This is a genomic window from Pseudomonas sp. GW822-FHT05A08 (assembly GCF_058800485.1).
In genome coordinates, this window is record NZ_CM179511.1 from 5,421,178 (window position 1) to 5,440,062 (window position 18,885).

21 protein-coding genes are annotated in these 18,885 nt (G+C 64.8%); 9 read left to right on the forward strand and 12 right to left on the reverse strand.

Features of this window, described 5'->3' with window-relative positions:
• Positions 1-13: 13 nt before the first annotated feature.
• Positions 14-346 (reverse strand): DUF2025 family protein, encoded by a 333-nt coding sequence (locus AC3RCP_RS24280; protein ID WP_007925175.1) that lies wholly within the window; start codon positions 344-346, stop codon positions 14-16.
• A gap of 250 nt (positions 347-596) precedes the next feature.
• Here AC3RCP_RS24280 and AC3RCP_RS24285 point away from each other — a divergent pair, with 250 nt between their 5' ends.
• Positions 597-1,721: a glycerophosphodiester phosphodiesterase gene (locus AC3RCP_RS24285; protein WP_492570837.1), complete on the forward strand. Its 1,125-nt coding sequence runs from the start codon at positions 597-599 to the stop codon at positions 1,719-1,721.
• Between the two features lie 10 nt (positions 1,722-1,731).
• Positions 1,732-2,412: a helix-turn-helix domain-containing protein gene (locus AC3RCP_RS24290; RefSeq protein WP_150052608.1), complete on the forward strand. Its 681-nt coding sequence runs from the start codon at positions 1,732-1,734 to the stop codon at positions 2,410-2,412.
• A 1-nt stretch (position 2,413) separates the two neighbouring features.
• Here AC3RCP_RS24290 and AC3RCP_RS24295 read toward each other — a convergent pair whose 3' ends face one another.
• Entirely contained in the window at positions 2,414-3,301 is an 888-nt protein-coding gene (locus AC3RCP_RS24295; RefSeq protein ID WP_492570836.1) for a sterol desaturase family protein, read from the reverse strand.
• Between the two features lie 152 nt (positions 3,302-3,453).
• Between AC3RCP_RS24295 and AC3RCP_RS24300 the strand changes: the two genes are divergently transcribed.
• On the forward strand, positions 3,454-3,771 hold the full coding sequence (locus AC3RCP_RS24300) for a PepSY domain-containing protein (RefSeq protein WP_007925169.1): 318 nt from the start codon (positions 3,454-3,456) through the stop codon (positions 3,769-3,771).
• A gap of 63 nt (positions 3,772-3,834) precedes the next feature.
• On the opposite strand, the gene AC3RCP_RS24305 is transcribed toward AC3RCP_RS24300, so the two are convergent.
• A complete protein-coding gene (locus AC3RCP_RS24305; protein WP_492570835.1) occupies positions 3,835-5,460 on the reverse strand; it encodes a methyl-accepting chemotaxis protein in 1,626 nt (541 codons plus the stop codon).
• Positions 5,461-5,734: 274 nt separating this feature from the next.
• On the opposite strand from AC3RCP_RS24305, the gene AC3RCP_RS24310 reads away from it, so the two are divergent.
• Positions 5,735-6,757, forward strand: a complete 1,023-nt coding sequence (locus tag AC3RCP_RS24310; RefSeq protein WP_101338838.1) for a transporter — start codon at positions 5,735-5,737, stop codon at positions 6,755-6,757.
• Positions 6,758-6,985: 228 nt separating this feature from the next.
• Complete coding sequence (locus AC3RCP_RS24315) at positions 6,986-8,602, forward strand: inorganic phosphate transporter (protein ID WP_101338839.1); 1,617 nt, start codon at positions 6,986-6,988, stop codon at positions 8,600-8,602.
• Between the two features lie 208 nt (positions 8,603-8,810).
• On the opposite strand, the gene AC3RCP_RS24320 is transcribed toward AC3RCP_RS24315, so the two are convergent.
• The 4 genes from AC3RCP_RS24320 to AC3RCP_RS24335 are packed head-to-tail and all read right to left on the reverse strand — an operon-like array spanning position 8,811 to position 12,316.
• Positions 8,811-9,416 carry a PqiC family protein gene (locus tag AC3RCP_RS24320; protein ID WP_101338840.1) on the reverse strand — a complete coding sequence of 202 codons (606 nt, stop codon included), beginning with the start codon at positions 9,414-9,416 and terminating at the stop codon, positions 8,811-8,813.
• Positions 9,413-11,101 (reverse strand): PqiB family protein, encoded by a 1,689-nt coding sequence (locus tag AC3RCP_RS24325; protein WP_101338841.1) that lies wholly within the window; start codon positions 11,099-11,101, stop codon positions 9,413-9,415. The genes AC3RCP_RS24320 and AC3RCP_RS24325 overlap by 4 nt, the downstream gene beginning before the upstream one ends.
• Positions 11,094-11,708: a paraquat-inducible protein A gene (locus AC3RCP_RS24330; protein WP_053262326.1), complete on the reverse strand. Its 615-nt coding sequence runs from the start codon at positions 11,706-11,708 to the stop codon at positions 11,094-11,096. Before AC3RCP_RS24330 ends, AC3RCP_RS24325 begins: the two co-directional genes overlap by 8 nt.
• Positions 11,708-12,316: a paraquat-inducible protein A gene (locus AC3RCP_RS24335; RefSeq protein WP_007925154.1), complete on the reverse strand. Its 609-nt coding sequence runs from the start codon at positions 12,314-12,316 to the stop codon at positions 11,708-11,710. The genes AC3RCP_RS24330 and AC3RCP_RS24335 overlap by 1 nt, the downstream gene beginning before the upstream one ends.
• A gap of 144 nt (positions 12,317-12,460) precedes the next feature.
• Between AC3RCP_RS24335 and AC3RCP_RS24340 the strand changes: the two genes are divergently transcribed.
• Positions 12,461-13,108 carry a TetR/AcrR family transcriptional regulator gene (locus tag AC3RCP_RS24340; protein ID WP_009045192.1) on the forward strand — a complete coding sequence of 216 codons (648 nt, stop codon included), beginning with the start codon at positions 12,461-12,463 and terminating at the stop codon, positions 13,106-13,108.
• Positions 13,109-13,120: 12 nt separating this feature from the next.
• Here the strand turns inward: AC3RCP_RS24340 and AC3RCP_RS24345 are convergent, their stop codons facing one another.
• Positions 13,121-13,564, reverse strand: a complete 444-nt coding sequence (locus AC3RCP_RS24345; protein WP_009045193.1) for a multidrug/biocide efflux PACE transporter — start codon at positions 13,562-13,564, stop codon at positions 13,121-13,123.
• Between the two features lie 90 nt (positions 13,565-13,654).
• On the opposite strand from AC3RCP_RS24345, the gene AC3RCP_RS24350 reads away from it, so the two are divergent.
• Entirely contained in the window at positions 13,655-14,509 is an 855-nt protein-coding gene (locus AC3RCP_RS24350; RefSeq protein WP_053262327.1) for a LysR family transcriptional regulator, read from the forward strand.
• 367 nt (positions 14,510-14,876) lie between these two features.
• Here AC3RCP_RS24350 and AC3RCP_RS24355 read toward each other — a convergent pair whose 3' ends face one another.
• From AC3RCP_RS24355 to AC3RCP_RS24370, 4 genes are all read right to left on the reverse strand, one after another.
• Entirely contained in the window at positions 14,877-16,127 is a 1,251-nt protein-coding gene (locus AC3RCP_RS24355) for an RNA polymerase sigma factor (protein ID WP_101338842.1), read from the reverse strand.
• A complete protein-coding gene (locus tag AC3RCP_RS24360) occupies positions 16,127-16,618 on the reverse strand; it encodes an SRPBCC family protein (RefSeq protein ID WP_101338843.1) in 492 nt (163 codons plus the stop codon). Before AC3RCP_RS24360 ends, AC3RCP_RS24355 begins: the two co-directional genes overlap by 1 nt.
• A gap of 55 nt (positions 16,619-16,673) precedes the next feature.
• The gene (locus AC3RCP_RS24365) at positions 16,674-17,018 is read right to left on the reverse strand and encodes a YciI family protein (protein ID WP_007925146.1); all 345 of its coding nucleotides are present in this window, start codon (positions 17,016-17,018) and stop codon (positions 16,674-16,676) included.
• Positions 17,019-17,085: 67 nt separating this feature from the next.
• Positions 17,086-17,520, reverse strand: coding sequence for a YybH family protein (locus AC3RCP_RS24370; RefSeq protein ID WP_123363013.1), 435 nt, complete (start codon positions 17,518-17,520; stop codon positions 17,086-17,088).
• A 195-nt stretch (positions 17,521-17,715) separates the two neighbouring features.
• Here AC3RCP_RS24370 and AC3RCP_RS24375 point away from each other — a divergent pair, with 195 nt between their 5' ends.
• Both AC3RCP_RS24375 and AC3RCP_RS24380 read left to right on the forward strand, forming a co-directional pair.
• A complete protein-coding gene (locus AC3RCP_RS24375) occupies positions 17,716-18,201 on the forward strand; it encodes a GNAT family N-acetyltransferase (protein WP_037034506.1) in 486 nt (161 codons plus the stop codon).
• A gap of 20 nt (positions 18,202-18,221) precedes the next feature.
• The gene (locus AC3RCP_RS24380) at positions 18,222-18,827 is read left to right on the forward strand and encodes a pyridoxamine 5'-phosphate oxidase family protein (RefSeq protein ID WP_007925141.1); all 606 of its coding nucleotides are present in this window, start codon (positions 18,222-18,224) and stop codon (positions 18,825-18,827) included.
• Positions 18,828-18,885: the final 58 nt, after the last annotated feature.

The following is an 18,885-nucleotide window of genomic DNA, read 5'->3' on the forward strand; positions in this document are numbered from 1 at the left end:
CCGCGCATCCCGGTTATTGCGCCGCCGGCAGCAGATTGCGCACCGCCGAAATCTCCGGCAGGTCGGTGCGGCGCATGTACACGCGCAAGGGTTCGCTGATGTTGATGCGGTCATCGATGTTCTGTTCCAGCAGCAACTGGATCAGCTCGCGCTTGAGCACCATGACCTGGCCCTCGGCGCTGGCCCAGACGAATTCGCTGGCGGGAGTGATGGCGTCGTCGGCGACGTCCATGCCGAAGGAGTCTTCGCTGAAGCGCACGATGTGCTGGCCGCTCTTGCGGTTGAAACCGACAAAACCCTTGAGCTGGTCGGCGGCCTGGCAGATGAGTTCGGATGTGATGCGCATGGTAAACCTCACTGAGTGTCCCGAAGGACAGGTGATCGATGGTTTACACGCCAGGCAAGGGTGGAAATGTTTTCGCGCTTCCCTCTGACGGGGAAACTTCAGGGCGCAAGCGTACTGCAAAGCACCCCGCAAAAGCGTCGGAAAATTTGCCGCACCTGCAGATTTATGTCGGTTTCGCGATAGCACAACGGCCATTCAATTGTTAAAAGGTAGTCCTTTGAAAATCGCCCTCCACGAAAGGACCTCGACCATGCCTGCCACCTTCACCAAAAGCGCCCTGATGCTGAGCCTGATGCTTGGCCTGGGCCAGGCACAGGCCGCCAGCCCAAACCCCACCGCACTGGCTGTCAGCCAAGGCATTCCACACCCTGCGGTGATCGCTCACCGGGGCGCGTCCTTCGATGCACCGGAGTCCACCGCCGCCGCCTACAAACTGGCCCGCGACCTGGGCGCCGACTACCTGGAAATGGACCTGCAACGCAGCAAGGACGGCGTGCTGTTCGCCCTGCACGACAACAACCTGCAGCGCACCACCGACGTCGCCAGCAAGTTTCCCGAGCGCAAGGACAGCCCGGCCAACGCCTTCACCATGGCCGAGCTGAAAACCCTCGACGCCGGCAGCTGGTTCAACCAGGCCTATCCCGGCCGTGCCCGTGCGAGCTACGTCGGCCTGAAGATCCTGACCCTCGACGAAATCATCGACATCGCCCAGAGCAACCCGCATCACAAGCCCGGCCTGTACATCGAGACCAAGGAGCCCCAGCAGTTCCCCGGCATCGAGCACGACCTCAAGGAAAAACTCCAGGACCGCGGCTGGCTCAGCCCGGCCGGCTCCAAGCTGGCGAAAAGCGACCTGGCGGTAGGCCAGGGCAAAGGCAAGGTGGTGTTGCAGACCTTCGAGAAGAGCAGCCTGGAACTGCTGCAGAAAGAAATGCCGAAAGTGCCGAAGATCCTCCTGCTGTGGATCGGTGAAGGCGGCATGCAGCCCAAGTCCGACGTGACCTTCGCCAACAGCGGCGAGAAGGACAAGGCGGCCTACTACGCCAAGCAGGAGCCCAAGGACAAGGCCGAGTTCGAGCAGTGGGTCAGCTACGCCAAGGCCCAGGGCGCCATCGGCACCGGCCCGTCGGCGGCACTGACCAATGGCGGCGACCAGAGCTACTTCGACCTGGTGCAACCCTGGATGAACCAGTTCACCCACGACCAAGGTCTGCTGGTGCACGTCTACACCATCGACGAGCCGGTGGACTTCAAGAAGGTCCTGGACTCCGGTGTCGACGGCATCTTCACCAACCGCGCCGCGGAGCTGCTCAAGTACGTCAAGCGCCCGGCCAGCGGCAGCGTCAGCCAGTTGCTCGAGGCCAACGGCTACTGAGCCCGTCGCCGTGCGCACGCCCGAGTGGACAGGCCAGCTGTGGCTCGGGCGTGACTACGGACTGATCCAGGGCGAGCTGGGGCGTACCGCGCCCCACGCCCACTACGCCCATCAACTGATCCTCGCCCCCGCCGCACCGGTCACCGTCAGCCTCGACGGCCTGCCCTGTACCGCCCGACAGGTGTTTATCCCGGCCATGCAACGGCATGCCATCCTCGACGCACCCGGGACCCTGTTCACCCTCTACGCCGAACCGCTGACGATTGACGCCCAGGCTCTGCAAGACAGCCTGCTGGGTGTCGAGCTGACGCTGCCGGCACTGACCGAGGCGCTGCGGCATTGCCCGCGCCGTATCTTGCAGGACCGACGGATCGAAAAGGCCCTGGCCGCCCTCGACCGACAATTGGCAGGCAAGGTCTCGGCCAGTGCTCTGGCAGCCCACGCGCACCTGTCCCTGAGCCAGCTGGAACGGCTGTTCAGCGGCCAGCTCGGCTTGCCGGTGCGGCGCCTGGTGCTGTGGCGGCGCCTGCGCCTGGCGATGGGCCTGGTGCTGGCGGGCCAGGCCATCACCGAGGCCGCCCATGGCGCTGGGTTTGCCGACTCCGCGCACTTCTCCCGCACCCTGAAAACCCTGTTCGGCGTCACCGCGCGCCAGGCCCTGCAACATATCGAGTTGCGCCTGCTGGACTGACTCAACGGCGCAACGGCAAGGGCACCGGCGGTTCTTCATGCACGGTTTGCCTGCTGAAGGGTGCCAGCAACTGTCGCCAATATGCCTGCGGATAATCCGGCTGGCTGCCGATGCCCAGGTCGCCCTGGCGGATCGGGTAGGCCGAGGAATAAAACGCCGTGCCCAGCAACCAGTCCCAGACATTCAGGAACAGGCCGAAATTCACATTGCCGGCGGTGCCGTACTTCATGTGGTGAAAGCGGTGCATCGGCGCCCAGGCAAACACCCAGCCCAGGGGACCGGGGCGCATGTCGACATTGGAGTGCTGCAACAGCAGCTGGATGGCAATGGCAAACGCCAGCAGTTGCGCCACCGGCAAGGGGATTCCCAAGAACAGCAGCGGCAATAGTCCGGCGCTGGCTTCCAGCAACTGATGCAGCGGGTGCTTCATCAAGCCGTTGAAGCCATACAAGCGCTGCACGCTGTGATGCACCGCATGCAGGCGCCACAGCCAGGGCAGCCGATGGCTGAAGTAATGCGCCAGGGTCAGGCCGCAATCGGCGATGACCATCGCCAGCGCCAACTGCGCCCACAGCGACCAGCCGCGCGGCCACAGGCCATCGAACGCCAGCAGGCTCACCAGCCCCGGCAACAGCAGCAACCCCAGGGCGTTCAGGCTTTCATTGACCAGCGCGTGCAACACGTCACGCAGGCGATCCTGCCGCGGGCGGTTCCAGTCCACCTCATAGGGCAACCACCATTCCGCGACAAAGGACACCCCGAGCGCCCCGGCGAACACCAGCAGCAACCAGCCCGGGGCCAGCCCCGTCGAGCCCATCACCCACACGCCAGCACCGATGAAGCCGGCGAAAAACGCGGGACCGTACAAGCCTTTGATCATTGCTTTCATCACTGCCTCTCCTGTTCGAGAGCACAGCTTGAAAGACCCGAGGGCCACGGCAATTGAACAAACGGCGCAAAGCTTGCGCTGAATTAAGGGTGAATTAAGTTGTACCGGCTAACCTGAACCCACTTAAACGAATCACCCCAAGGAAAGACCCTATGAAAACGTTGACTGCCCTGTTCGCCGCTACCGCCCTGACCCTGACCGCTGGCCTGGCCCAGGCCGACGTGCGCCCGGACCTGATCCCGGGCTTGCTCAAGGCCGGCACCATCATGGACCTGGAAAAACTCAACCAGGCGGCCCTGGCCGAACACCCAGGCACCACCGCCGCCAACATCACCGACACCGAGCTTGAGCAGACCGCGGCCGGCGCCTACGTCTACCAGGTGGAACTGCGTGACGCCAAGGGCGTCGAGTGGGACGTCGATCTGGATGCCAAGACCGGCAAGGTCCTGAGCAACAAGCAAGACAAGTAATTCTTCAGGACAAAAAAAGCCGCGCGGCCGAAAGGCCACGCGGCTTTTTCATGCCCTGGCGCATCAGGCACTCAGGTGTGCCGTCACCTCGTTCAACTGCCCCGACAGCTCGTGCAGGTTCTGGCTGGCGCGCTCGGTGCGCTGCACGTTATCCAGGTTGGTGCTGGCGATCGAGGTGATCTCGGTCAGGTTGCGCGAGATGTCCTCGGCCACCGAGGTCTGCTCTTCCGCCGCCGTGGCGATCTGCCGGTTCATGTCGCGGATCGCCTCGACCGCCTCGGTGATCCGCTCCAGCATGGCGCCGGCCTGGGTCACCTGCTCGACGCTGGCATCGCTGCGCGCCTGGCCACTCTCGATCGCATGGGCGGCGTCCAGCGCGCCGGTCTGCACGCTCTGGATAATCTGGTTGATCTCGATGATCGACGCCGCGGTGCGCTGCGCCAGGCTGCGTACCTCGTCGGCGACCACGGCGAAACCACGCCCGGCCTCGCCGGCCCGGGCCGCCTCGATGGCCGCATTGAGCGCCAGCAGGTTGGTCTGCTCGGCGATGCCGCGGATCACCTCCAGCACCTTGCCGATACGCCCGCTGTCGGCTTCCAGGCGGCGGATCACCTCGGCGGTGTTGGCGATTTCGCCACGCATCAGGGTGATGGTGTGGATGGTGCCCTGCATCACCTGCTCGCCCTGCTGGGCCGATTGGTCGGCGTCATCGGCGGCGCGCGCCGCATCCGCCGCATGGCGCGCCACTTCCTGGGCGGTGGCGGACATTTCGTTCATCGCCGTGGCGACCTGGTCGGTGCGATTGAACTGATCGTTGGTGCCCTGGGACATCAGGGTGGCAATCGCATTCAGCTCGCCGCTGGAGCTGTCCAGGTCGGTGGCGCTGCGCTGCAGGCGGCTGAAGGTTTCAGCGAGGAAATCCCGCAAGGTATTGGCGGCCACCGCCAGCTTGCCCAACTCGTCCTGACGGCTGCTGGCCACGCGCTCGGCAATCCGCCCACGGCTGAGTTGCGCCACGTAGTCGATCAACTGACGGATCGGTTCCACCAGGCTGCGGTTGACCAGCCACAGGCTCAGCAGGCCAATCAGCACCCCCGAGGCCAGCATCACCAGCAGGCCGATCCACACCGTGCGCTGGGCGGCGGCGCTGATGTCGCGCGACCGCTCGCTGCCCTGCTTGCGCAGCTCGCTCACCAGTGCGCTCATCTGCTCGCTGGTGGCGCGGTCCACGCCCTTGACCGCGGCATCGCCGGCGGCCGGATCGGCACCGGCGGCGACAAAGGCATCGCGGCCTTTCTGGTACGCCGTGCCCAGCACCCGGTGCTCTTCACGCAAGCGCTCGATACGGCCCTTGAGCGCCGCATCGATGCCGGGCTCGGCCGCCAGCTGGCCAAGAATGCCCTGCACATCGCGCTGGCGATCCTCGAACTGCTGCCAGTATTTGCTCAGGTCGGCGCTCTGCTTGCCACGCAGCAACACGTTTTTCCATTCCTGCACCTGGACCTTGAATTGCAGGTTGGCTTCATCGATCAACTGCGAGGTGCGCAACGGCCCCTCGATCAGTTCGCGATAACTTTGCACGCCGTTGGACAGGAAGTGAAAACACGCCAGCGCGATCAACAGCACCGCCAGCAGGCTGCCGCTCAACAAAGCCAGAACTTGCGCTCTCAGGGATTTTTGCAAGGACATCGAATGAGATCTCTCAACAGGGATAGAGCACGCCCGAGGCGGGCATGGGTAGCGTGCGAACATCCCTGTCAGGCAAACCGGGGCAAGCCGATCGCGCAGTCGTCGCAGGCGTGATCGGCCTGAAAGAGGCATTCTTGAGCGCCTCCGACAGCCGGTTATAACCGCCGAATATTGCACTTCGAATCGTCACAAAATAGTCATGGAGCCTTGCGATGATCGGGTTCAAGTGAACCTGTAAAACCGCCTACAGGTGCCTTCCCTCCTGCGAGCCTCCATGAACCACAGCCTCGACCATGCCCATCGCGATTCGGATCTGTTCGGCCTGCTCTACGGCTTTGCGTTCCGCCCCGGCGAGCGGGGTCGCGAACTGGATTCGGCCAAGGCCCTGCAAGCCCTGCAACAGCCGGACGATGGCGAGGCGTTTCTCTGGCTGCACCTGAACCTGGCCCATGCCGCCTGCGAACGCTGGATGCAGACTCACCTGGCCCTGCCCGAGGAATTCTTCGAAGCCTTGCACGAAGGCTCGCGCTCGACCCGTATCGAGCATGTGGACTCGGCCCTGCTGGCGGTGGTCAACGACGTGGTGTTCAACTTCGGCAGCATGGTTTCCTCGGACATCTCCACCCTGTGGGTCTGCGTGCGCAGCCGGCTGATCGTCAGCGCGCGCCTGCAACCCTTGCATTCGGTGGACAAGCTGCGCTCCTCGGTCAAGGCCGGCGAACGTTTCCGCTCGCCCCTGGAACTGCTGGTGCACCTGCTGCGCGACCAGGGCGAAGTGCTGACCCAGATCGTGCGCAAGACCAGCCTCAACGTCGACCAGATCGAAGACCAGTTGCTGGCCGCGCGGATCGCCACCAACCGTGCCGAGCTGGGGGCCATGCGCCGGGTGCTGGTGCGCCTGCAACGCCTGCTGGCGCTGGAGCCGGGCTCGCTGCTGCGACTGCTCAACCGGCCGCCGCAATGGCTGCAGAAGGAGGACGTCAAGGAGCTGCGCAAGTCCACCGAGGAGTTCGCCCTGATCATCAACGACCTCACCGCCCTCGGCGAGCGGATCAAGCTGCTGCAGGAAGAGATCGCCGCCAATATCAACGAACAGACCAACCGCACCCTGTTCACCCTGACCGTGGTCACGGTTCTGGCGCTGCCGATCAACATCATCGCCGGCTTCTTCGGCATGAACGTCGGCGGCATTCCCTTCTCCGAGGACCCGGAGGGCTTCTGGATCCTCGTCGCGCTGGTCGCCACCTTCACCGTCATCGCCGGCCGCTGGGCGTTTCGCAAGCGCCAGGATATGTAGGCCGCCGCATGTCGTAGGAGCGAGGCTTGCCCGCGATGGCGCCGGTGATTACCCAACCGTGTCAGGAGCCTGGCCCGGTAGCGTTTGTCATGACCTCATCGCGGGCAAGCCTCGCTCCTACGACCAGTGGTTAAAGGATTCACCCAAACACTGACCTGAGGCAGCCTCTCTGTAATATTTGGCAACGATCATGGGCGACACTCCTCCCTGCCACAGGATTGTCCGGCAATGGCCACCCCTTCCCTGACCGCCGCCTCCCCTTCCCCCGCCCTCGAAGCCAGACCGCAGCTGGATAAAAAAGCCAGCCCCTTCACCCTGGTGGTGTTCTTCGCGGTCCTCGCCATGGGCCTGTTGTTCACTGCCTACAGCCTGATGCACGACGTGCACGAGCTGGGCACCACGGTCACCACCTGGACCCCGTTCCTGCTCCTCGGCGTGGCGCTGCTGATCGCCCTGGGCTTCGAGTTCGTCAACGGTTTCCACGACACCGCCAACGCCGTGGCCACGGTGATCTACACCCACTCGTTGCCGCCACATTTCGCGGTGGTCTGGTCGGGCTTCTTCAATTTCCTCGGCGTGCTGCTGTCCAGCGGCGCGGTGGCCTTCGGCATCATCGCCCTGCTGCCGGTGGAGCTGATCCTGCAGGTCGGCTCGTCGGCCGGCTTCGCCATGATCTTCGCCCTGCTGATCGCCGCCATCCTGTGGAACCTCGGCACCTGGTGGCTGGGCCTGCCAGCCTCGTCGTCCCACACCCTGATCGGCTCGATCATCGGCGTCGGCGTGGCCAACGCCCTGATGCACGGCCGCGACGGCACCAGCGGCGTGGACTGGAGCCAGGCCACCAAGGTCGGCTACGCCCTGCTGTTCTCGCCGCTGATCGGCTTCGCCTTCGCCGCCCTGCTGCTCCTGGCCCTGCGCCTGTTCGTCAAGAACCGCGCGCTGTACAAGGCGCCCAAGGGCAACACCCCGCCGCCGTGGTGGATTCGCGGCATGCTGATCGTCACCTGCACCGGCGTGTCCTTCGCCCACGGCTCCAACGACGGCCAGAAAGGCATGGGCCTGATCATGCTGATCCTGGTCGGCACCCTGCCCATGGCCTACGCGCTGAATCGCACCATGCCGGCCGACCAGGCCCTGCAATTCGCCGCGGTGGCCGAGGTCACCCAGCAAGCCCTGGTGAAAAACGCCCCGCAACCGGCCCCCGCCGACCCGCGCGCGGTGCTTTCCGACTATGTGCGCAGCAAGGAAGCCACGCCGCAGCTGGTCCCGGCCCTGGCCGCCCTGACCGGTCATATCGGTGACGAAGTGAAGGGCTACGGCTCGTTGGCCAAGGTGCCGGCCGAAGCCATGGGTAACGTGCGCAACGACATGTACCTGAGCAGCGAAACCATCCGCCTGATGGACAAGAACCAGGTCGGCGACTTCGACGCCGACACCCAGGGCAAGCTGCAACTGTTCAAGCAGCAGATCGACAACGCCACGCGCTTCATTCCGCTGTGGGTGAAGATCGCCGTGGCCATTGCCCTCGGCCTGGGCACCATGGTCGGCTGGAAACGCATCGTGGTCACCGTCGGCGAGAAGATCGGCAAGACCCACCTGACCTACGCCCAGGGTGCCTCGGCGGAAACCGTGGCGATGCTGACCATCGGCGCCGCCGATCTGTTCGGCCTGCCGGTGTCCACCACCCACGTATTGTCTTCAGGTGTGGCCGGGACCATGGTCGCCAACGGCGGCGGCCTGCAGATGCAGACCATCCGCAACCTGCTGATGGCCTGGGTACTGACCCTGCCGGCGGCGATCCTGCTGTCCGGCAGCCTGTACTGGCTGTTCACCCAATTGTTCTGAACACGCCTCTTCGGCTGAATCGGCGGTGTGGCTGCTGACGCCATCGCGAGCAAGCTCGCTCCTACAGGGGGCCGGATTGCCCTTCGGTATACGGCCCCCTGTAGCCGCTGCCGCAGGCTGCGATCGGCCGGTACGGCCGCTGCGTACTGAAGATCGCTGAAGGCCTGCGGCCTTATCGCAGCCTACGGCAGCGGCTACAAGAGCCGGGTCAGGGACAGCGCATGGCAGGGTTTTGCGCCCAGCGTTTGGCGGTGCCGGCAATGCGCTTGGCCAGCTCGTCGATAGCCCGCTGGTGGGCCTGGACCAGGCTCGACAGCTCGACGCTGGCCGGCTGGCTGATGCGGCTGCTGCAGGTCAGGCTGCGACGCTCGACGCCATCGCCGCGCAGGCGCAGGTTCCACACCACGTCGATCAGCGCATAACGCCCTGGCACCGATTCGAAGCGACGCACATCGGTCTGCAACGACAGGATCGGCTGCCCCGCGGACTTGGGCAGGCCTTCCAGGTTGCGCGTACCCAATTGCTGCTCCATCTGGCTGGCCAGGGCGTCGTGGAACTCGTCCACCAGCGGCGCGCTCCAGCGCGCGGTTTCCAGGATCGCCAGGGTGCCACCGTCCTGGCGTACCACGACTTGCGGCTGGTCGACCTGCATCGGAATGCGCACCCCGGCCATCTCGAACTGCAGGCCCGACGCCGTGCCACCAGCCGCCGCCGGCTCGGGCGCCGGCGGCATCAGGGTGTAGTAATGGGTCGGCGCCGAGCTGCAGGCCGCCAGGCCCAGGGACGCGATCAGCAACACTAGAGTTTTTTTCATGGCTGGACTTCCGATTCAGGCTCACGAGAAGACGAGGTCGAGGATTTGTAGGCGTCCGGCTGATTGTCCTTGAGCCGCCCACGGATCAGTGCTTCGGGATGACGACTGAGGAAGTCGGTGAGCACCCGCACCGAACGGGCGGTGCGCTGCACTTCGTCCATCGCCTGGCCCAGTTGCAGCCGCTGCGGCGAGTCCTCGGCGAAGCTGTCGTTGGCCGTGGTCAGGGTTTTCTTGGTCTGTTCCAGGGTGTCGCGCATCTCCGGCAATACCTTGCCGTTGACGTTCTGCAAGGTCTTCTGCATCTCGGTCAGGCTGCCGTTGAGGTTGTTGGCGATGGTATCGATCGGCAATTTGCTGATCTTCTCCACCACCCGCTGCAACTGCTCTTGCAGCTTGTCGAGGCCGCCCGGCACGGTAGGAATTTCCAGCGGCCGCGCGGTCGCATCGAAAGGCACCGGCTTGGCGTTGGGGATGAAGTCCAGGGAGATAAGCAACTGGCCGGTCAGCAGGTTGCCGCTGCGCGCCTGGGCCCGCAGGCCGTGCTGGACAAAGGTACTGATCAGGTAGCCCGCGCGACTTTCGTCGGCGCCGCTGAGCTTCTCCAGTTGCTGATGGACCTTGCCCAGGCGTGCCGGGTAGATCACCACGCCGACCACGGTGGAGAAGGTCTTTTTCTGCTCGTCGTAATCCAGGTCCATCGACACCACCCGGCCGATGTTCACCCCCAGGAACTCCACCGGCGCATTGAGCGCCAGCCCGCGCAGGGTCTGGTCGAAACGCATGCGCATGTAGTACGGGTCGCCATCGGGCGGCGCCAGCGCGGTGTCCTGGTCGGCGAACAGCTGGTAGCTGGCGTTTTCCTCGGCCGGCTTGGCGTTGGGGCTGTACTTGGGTTCGACGAAGGCGATGCCGCCGGCGAGGATCGACGACATGGATTCGGTGTTGACCTTCAGGCCGTTGGCGCCCAGGGTCACGTCCACGCCGCTGGCGTTCCAGAAACGCGAGTCGGTGGTGACGTACTGGTCGTTGGGCGCGTTGACGAAGATCCGCACGTCCACGCCCTTGCCGTTTTCCGACAGTTTGTAGGAAATCACCTGGCCCACCTCGATGCGCCGGTAATAGACCGGCGAACCGACGTCCAGCGAGCCCAGGTCATCGGTGCGCAGGGTGAAGCGTTTGCCCTTTTGCCCGTAAGTCACCGGGGGCGGCGTTTCCAGGCCGACGAAGCTCTTCTTGCGTTTTTCTTCCTGGCCGGCGTCGGCGCCGATAAAGGCCCCCGACAGCAGGGTGTCGACCCCGGACACACCGCCCGCGCCAATGCGCGGGCGCACCACCCAGAACATCGAGTCGGCGGCGGTGAAGGACTCCGCCGACTGGTCCAGCTCGACCTTGGCGATCACCTTGCTGCGGTTCTTGCTCAAAGCGATGGAGGTGACCTTGCCGATCACCACGTTCTTGTATTTGACCTGGGTCTTGTTGGCTTCCAGGCCTTCGGCGGTCTGGAAGCTGATGGAGATCTCGGGCCCGGCCGACAGCGACTTGTGCACCAGCATCGACAGGCCGACGAGGGCCGCGACTATGGGCACGATCCACACCAGCGAGATATTGAACCGGCGCGTCCTGACCGCGGGGGTACCCGGCCTCGCTGGCGCGCTTGAAGCGTTGGAACCTGGATGATCAGACATCTTCAACCTCTACATCCCAGATAAGCCGGGGATCGAAACTCATGGCCGCGAACATCGTCAGGACCACGACCAAACCAAAAAACAGGATGCCCATGCGCGGCTCGATCGAGCTCAGGGCGTGGAATTGCACCAGCGCCGCCACCAGGGCGACCACCAGCACGTCGAGCATCGACCAGTAGCCGATCACCTCGATAAAGCGGTACAGCTTGGCGCGCTCGCGCATCGCCCAATGGCTGCGGCGCTGGCAGGTGATCAGCAGCATCCCCAGGACCAGGAACTTGCTGCACGGCACCACCACGCTGGCGATGAAGATCAACAGGGCAATGTCCCAGGAGCCGTGCTGCCAGAACTCCAGCACGCCGCTGAGAATGGTGTTTTCGCTGCCGCTGCCGAAGATCTGGGTATACATCACCGGCAGCACGTTGGCCGGGATGTAGAGAATCAGGCTGGCCACGAGAAAGGCCCAGGTACGGCTCAGGCTGTTGGGTTTGCGCGCATGCACCACAGCCTCGCAGCGCGGGCAGTAGTGAACGTCCTGGGGGCAGGTCTGGCCGCAGGTGTGGCACAGCATCAGGCCCAGGTCGCGGGCGTAGGGAGGCTGGTTCATCAGTAGCGGCCCTCCAGGTCGTCCCAGAGGCGGCGGATGCCCTTGCCGGAAATCAGGATGATCAGCACCGTCAGCATCGCCAACGACCACAGCCCCAGGCCCGGGTGCACGTCGAGCATGCCGGCCAGCTTGACGATGGCCACCAGGATGCCCAGCAGGCACACCTCCAGCATGCTCCACGGCCGCAGGTGTTCCAGGGCCCGCATGCAGGCCTTGAAGCCCGGCGCCGCGCGCCCGATGTTGGCAAAGCCCAGCACCCAGCACAGCAGGGCAATCTGCAGGCCGGGGGCAAGGATGATGGCCAGGCCGGTGACGGCGGCGATCAGACTGATGCGGCCCTGGGCCAGGGCCTCGACCGACTGCCAGAGGGTGGCTTCGTTGCTCAGGCCTTCGAGGCTGATGCCGATCACCGGAAAGGCGTTGGCGAACACGAACAGCAGCGCCGCAGTGATCGACAGGGCCAGCAGTTGCTGCACGTTCAGGTGCCGGGCGCGCTCCAGCACCGCCCCGCAGCGCGAGCACTGGGAGGTCTGGCCTTTTGCAAGCGGCACGGATTCGTACAGCGAATCGCAATGCTCGCAGATGATCCAGTTGGGAGAGAGTGTCATGGTCTTCGAGTCAGGTGGGACAGCGGAGGGCGCTGATCCATGGCGCGTATTCTCTGCAAAAGTAGAGGATGGTGTCTAGTTTTACCTGAGGACTGCAAACGCCCTGGTGCGCCATAATGTATGCCCCTTGCTGCCTCTCAGACCATGAACGATTCAAAAATGCTCCCGGCCAAAAACCCGCGCTCGCCGAAACAGACTCGTGGCCATGAACGGGTCACGGCGATTCTCGACGCCTGCGCCCACCTGCTGGTCAGCCAGGGAGTGGCCAGCCTGACCATGCATGGCCTCGCGCGCGAAGCCGGCACCTCCATCGGTTCGCTGTACCACTTCTTCAGCGACAAGCAGAGCGTGCTCGACGCTCTGGGCCAGCGCCATATCGACGCCTTCGAACAGATCACCGCCAACCTTCTGGCCATCGACCCGGCCACCTGGGTCGAGTCGAGCAGCCAGGAGGTGATCGACCGGATGATCATGCCGATCATGGAATACCTCGAGACCCATCCCGACCTGCTGCAGATGATCAGCCCCACCTTCACGCCCTGCCAGCTCCAGGCCCCGACCATCCAGGCACGAATCCAGGAAACCTACGACCGCATGCTCGCCCTGCGCTTGCCCACCGCCAGCGCCGCGGAACGCGACGCCTACGTGACGGCCATGCGCGGATTGCCCATCGGCCTGTTCCAGGTTGCTCTGGAGAATAGTCAGCTCAAGAGCATCCTGCTGTTGCAGGAAGTCCCCCGGGCGATGAAAGCCTACCTGGAGGCCATCGAGCGGCATCACGCCGCCCGCTGACCCCTGCGGTGTTCAACTGGCGCGATCGAGCGGGCGACGCAGCATCAAGCGTTCCCGCACCAGGTCGTAACCCCAGTGATAGACATAGGTGTACGGCAGGAAGAACAGCAGCACGCCGATGTCGAGAATCAACGCCTGCATCAGGCTGACCTGCAGCCACCAGGCGATCAGCGGCACGCTTACCGCCACCAGACCACCTTCGAACAGCAGCGCATGGGCGACCCGGGTCCAGCCGCTGGGCGCCAGGGCCAGGCGCTTGAGCAGGCGGTCGAACAGGCCATTGAAGACCACGTTCCAGGCCAGGGCGATCAGGCCGATGGCGATAGTCGCCACGCCCATGTCGACAAAGGGCTTGTCCATGATCCAGGCCAGCAGCGGCGTACACAGCGCGAACGCCAGCAGCTCGAAGCCCACGGCCTGGAAAACCCGTTCGGTCAAGGATTTGGTGCTGCTCATGATCTGGCTCCTGCAAGTGAATGTGGTTGCCATGATCACCCTGCCTGTCGATACTTCATAATCATTAACCATCGATCAAGGCGATAGTTCATGGCCTCACACGAAGTACTGCTGGCCTTTGTCCAGGCGGCCACCCAAGGCTCGTTTTCCGCGGCCGCGCGCAAGCTCGGCAAGAGCCAGTCGACCATCAGCGCGGCGGTGGCGAGCCTGGAGATCGACCTCGACCTGCAGCTGTTCGACCGCAGCAGCCGCAAGCCCGCCCTCACCCCACAAGGCCACGTCATGCTGCAGCGGGCCGAAGACATCCTGGCCGCCACCAGCCGCCTGGAAATGGCTGCCAGCCAGCTGGCCCAGGGCGTGGAAGCCAAGCTCACGGTGGCCCTGTCCGACACCTATCAGTCGGATCGTTTCGAAACCTCGCTGAGCGCCTTCGAACAACGCTACCCGGACCTGGAGCTGGAATGCCTGATCGCCGAATGCGACGACCTGATCGAGCTGGTCCAGCGCGGTCGGGCGCAGATCGCCTTCGCCGAGATGCAGCCCGAATACCCGGCGGACCTCGACCATTCGACGGTGGACGAGCGCACCGAAATCGCCCTGTTCGTGTCGCGCAACCACCCCTTGGCGGCGCTGAAAAATATCGATCAGGCACGCCTGCAACAGCACCGCGAGCTGCGCCTGGCGACCATCGTCAACCCCTACGACAGCCGGGCCCGGGGCCGGGTGTGGTCGGCGCCGAGCTACCTGATGCTGCTGGAAATGGCCCAGGGCGGCTTTGGCTGGGCGCCCCTGCCGCGCTGGCTGGTGGAACGTTTCGGCGCCGACAGCCTGGTGGAACTCGATGCCCGTGGCTGGCCGCGCAACGTGGCGGTCGACGCCCTGTGGTCGCGCCTGCATCCGCCAGGCCCGGCGGGCAGCTGGTTGCTGGGGCGGATGCTGGAATAAGCGTTTTTTTGCAGAGGCTCGCCCCGCTGGCGGCCGCTCCGCGCCCGATCGCAGCCTGCGGCAGCGGCTACAGGGTTCGGCTGATCTGAAGAAAAGCGCATCGTTGCGACGTTTCCGAGGTCGCTCCCGGCCCCTGCTCGCGCCACCCTCCCTGTAACCGCTGCCGTAGGCTGCGATAAGGCCAACAGGGCTCGGCTGATCTGAAGAAAAGCGCATCGTTGCGACGTTTCCGAGGTCGGTCCCGGCCCCTGCTCGCGCCACCCTCCCTGTAGCCGCTGCCGCAGGCTGCGATAAGGCCGCAGGCCTTCAGCGATCGTCAATAGACCACGACCGCTCGGCCGACCGCAGTCTTCGGATCGGCAGGCGTTCAGAGGGTTTTCAGAGCTTCGAGCTTGCTCTCGATAAAACGCCGCTCCGGTTCCTGGCGGGTCAGTTCCAGGGCGCGCAGATAGGCTTCCCGCGCCGGCTCCACCCGGCCCAATTGCCGGCAGAACTCGGCCCGCGCCGAATGGGCCAGGTGGTAATCCTGCAACTCGCCCCGGGCCAGGATCGCCTCGACCCGCTCCAGGCCGGCCAACGGTCCGTCCCGCTGGGCGATGGCGACTGCGCGGTTCAGTTCGATCACCGGCGAGGGCATGGCGCGCAACAGCACGTCATACAGGCCGACGATCTGCTGCCAGTCGGTTTCCCCGGCCGTCGCCGCCTCGGCATGCACCGCGGCGATCGCCGCCTGCAGGCAGTACGGACCGAAACGGCGGGTGCCCAGGGCGTGTTCCACCAGGGCGCAGCCTTCGGCGATCAGTTCGCGGTCCCACAGCGAGCGGTCCTGTTCGTCCAGCAGCACCAGCTCCCCGGTGGCCGAGGTTCGCGCCAGGCGCCGCGACTCATGCAGCAGCATCAAGGCCAGCAGGCCCATCACTTCGGGTTCCGGCAGCAGTTCCAGCAACAGACGGCCGAGACGGATCGCCTCATGGGTCAGGTCTTCGCGGGTCAGCTCCGCGCCCATCGACGCCGAATAGCCTTCGTTGAATACCAGGTAAATCACCCGCAACACGCTGTCCAGGCGCTCGGGCAGTTCACTCAGGGACGGTACCTGATAAGGGATGTGCGCATCGCGGATCTTGGCCTTGGCGCGCACGATGCGCTGGGCGATGGTGGCCGGCGTCGAGAGAAAGGCCCGGGCGATTTCCTCGGTGGTCAGGTCGCAGATCTCCCGCAACGTCAGCGGCACCTGGGCGTCCGCCGCCAGCGCCGGGTGGCAGCAGGTGAAGATCAGGCGCAGGCGGTCGTCTTCCAGGTCCTCCTCGCTCCAGTCAGCCTGCTCCAGCTCTTCGAGCTGGCTGACCAGCGCCGCCTGGGACGCGGCGAAACGCGCCCGCCGACGCAAACCGTCGATGGCCTTGAAACGCCCGGCCGACACCAGCCAGGCCCGCGGGTTGTCCGGTACGCCATCGCGCTGCCAGCGTTCGACCGCGACGAAGAACGCCTCGTGCAAGGCTTCCTCGGCAAGGTCGAAATCCCCCAGCAGGCGAATCAGGGTCGCCAGGATCCGCCGCGACTCGTTGCGGTAGACCGTCTCCACCAGCGCCTTGACGCTGTCTTGCGTTGCCGTCGGCATCAGTCCGGCATGCCTCGGGTCACCAGGCTTTCCAGGCGATCCAGGCTCTGCCCCCAGCCCTCGTGAAAGCCCATGGCTTCATGGGCCTGGCGATCCTCTTCGCTCCAGTGCATGGCGCGAGCGGTGTAGAGGGTCTTGCCGTCCAGGTCGTCGAAGGTCACCTCGGCGCTCATGAAGGCCTTGTCCGAAGGAATCCAGCCCGGCAGGAAGGCATCGGTGAACACCAGCCGCCGCGGCGCGACGATCTCCAGGAACACGCCCATGGTCGGGTATTCGTTGCCGTCCGGGGCGCGCATCAGGGTGCGAAACTGGCCGCCGACCCACAGGTCCATTTCGCACTCCGGGGTGGTCATGCCGTGGGGGCCCCACCATTGCACCAGCAACTGCGGTTCGGTCCAGGCACGGAACAGCTTGCCGGGCGGCGCATCGATCAGGCGGCTGATGGACAACTCATATTGGGCGGGCGCACGGCCCACGCTGTGCTCGGTCATGGCGAAACTCCTGCTTATGCTTGTTTTTTCAGGGCTCGTTTTTCCAGGGTGGCGATCAGGGATTCAACTCGCGCACCGGACGTACCTCGACGCTGCCGACCCGGGCCGCCGGGATGTTGCCGGCGACCTGGATGGCTTCGTTGAGGTCCTTGGCATCGATCAGGTAGAACCCGGCCAACTGTTCCTTGGTTTCGGCGAACGGGCCGTCGGTGATCGACAGCCGGCCGCCGCGCATACGCACCGTGGTCGCGGTCTGCACCGACTCCAGGGCCTCGGCGGCGAGCATCCGGCCGCTGCCTTGCACCGACTCGGCATACGCCATGCACTCGGCGTCCTTCGGGCTCTCCGGCAGGCTGTGCAACAGCTGTTCGTCGCTGTAGACCAGGCATAGGTATTTCATGGGGCTCTCCTCGATCGGGCTGATCAACTATGGCTGCAGTTTCAGGCTTTGGCGAAAAACCCGACGATCAGGGTTGCAGGTCGAACAAGGCGGTGCCGCTCTGCATGTCGAACGGCGCCGACCAGTGTTCGTGGACCACTTTCCACTGGCCGCCCAGGCGCTGGTAACCAGCGGTCACGCGCATCCAGCAGGCCTTGGTCTCGCCCTTGTCGTCGGTGCCGCCGCAGTGGGCCAGCCAGTGGGCGAAGGCGCTGTCGCTGGCGCCGACTATGTGCAGTTGCTCGAAGTCGAAGATGCCAGGGCCGGGGCAGAACTCCATGCAGGCCTTCCAGTGCGCGCGGTAAGCTTGCTTGCCCTTGAATTGCAACGCGGCCACGGCGTCGAACGCGGTGATGTCGTCGGCGTAATAGCTGACGATGCGCTCGATGTCCTTGGCCATCACGGCCTGGCGCCAGGCGTCGATCAGGCTGCGGATTTCGCTTTCGGTGGTTTGGGCGTTCATGGCGACTCTCCTTGCGATTGAGTGATACGGGCTCAAGGTGGCCGCCACAGGCGACCGTTAAATCGTGAAGACACCCTTAGTCGTCTGGCCGCCCGGTAAATCGACAGGGCCCGGAAAAAAACCGGAACCCTGGACAAAATCGCTAGAATCGCCACTCATACAGCCCACCCTCAGTGCCCGGATATGGACAGCCCAGTGACCACCCGACTCGTGCCCTACGAACAGCTCGACGCCAGGCAATTGCAGCAGCTCGACGCGCTCGAAGTGCACCCGCGGCAGAAGAGTTATTCCGGCGATATCTACACCGCGCTGCATACCCTGCTCAAGGCGCCGGAGCCCGGTATCAAGGGCTTCGCCCTGTTGGCCGAAGAGGTCCCGGTGGCGTTCCTGCTGCTCAAGCGCCCACCGTTCCTGCCCCATTGGGCCGACCCCGACACCGCCACCCTGCATGCCTTGCAGGTCGATCAGCGGGTCCAGGGCCAGGGCTACGGCCGGGCCTGCCTGCAAGCCCTGCCCGCCGCCGCGCGCCAGGCGTGGCCAGAGATCAAGGGGCTGATGCTGTCGGTGGACGCGGACAACGCCGCGGCCTTCAGCCTCTATCTGAAGCAAGGCTGGGTCGACAGCGGCGAGGCCTACAGGGGCCGCATCGGCTATGAACGCCGTCTGGTCCTGATGTTCTGACATTACCCAGGAGAAGCATGATGCTGACCACCCTCGAGCAACTGGAAGCAATCTACGGCCAGCCCATTGAGCGGGCCGTGCGCAAGGAAATCCCCTTCCTCAACCCGGACTACCAGGCCATGGTGCGCGCCTCGCCGCTGGTGATCCTGAGCACCAGCGGCCCGGACGGCATGGACGGCTCGCCCCGCGGCGATACCCCGGGTTTCGTGCGGATCATCGACGAGCGCACCCTGGCCCTGCCCGACCGCCCGGGCAACAACCGCATCGACAGCCTGCGCAATATCGTCAGCGACCCGCGGGTGGCCCTGCTGTTCATCATTCCGGGCATCGGCGAGACCCTGCGGGTCAATGGCCGGGCGCGGATCTCGGCCGAGCCGGCGCTGCTGGACAGCTTCGCGGTGAATGGCAAGCCGGCGCGCACAGTGATCCTGGTGGACGTCGAGGCGGCCTACTTCCACTGCTCCAAGGCCATCGTGCGTTCCGACCTGTGGAACCCCGAGCACTACCTGGAACGCTCGGCCCTGCCCTCGGCCGGCGCCATCCTCAAGCGCCTCTGCGACGGCCAGTTCGACGCCGACCGCTACGACCGGGAAATGCCGGAACGGGTGCGCAACAGCCTGTATTGAAGGCCCTGCAAGAGCGAAGCTTGCTCGCGATGAAGGCTGACGCAGTACATCAGCCAGA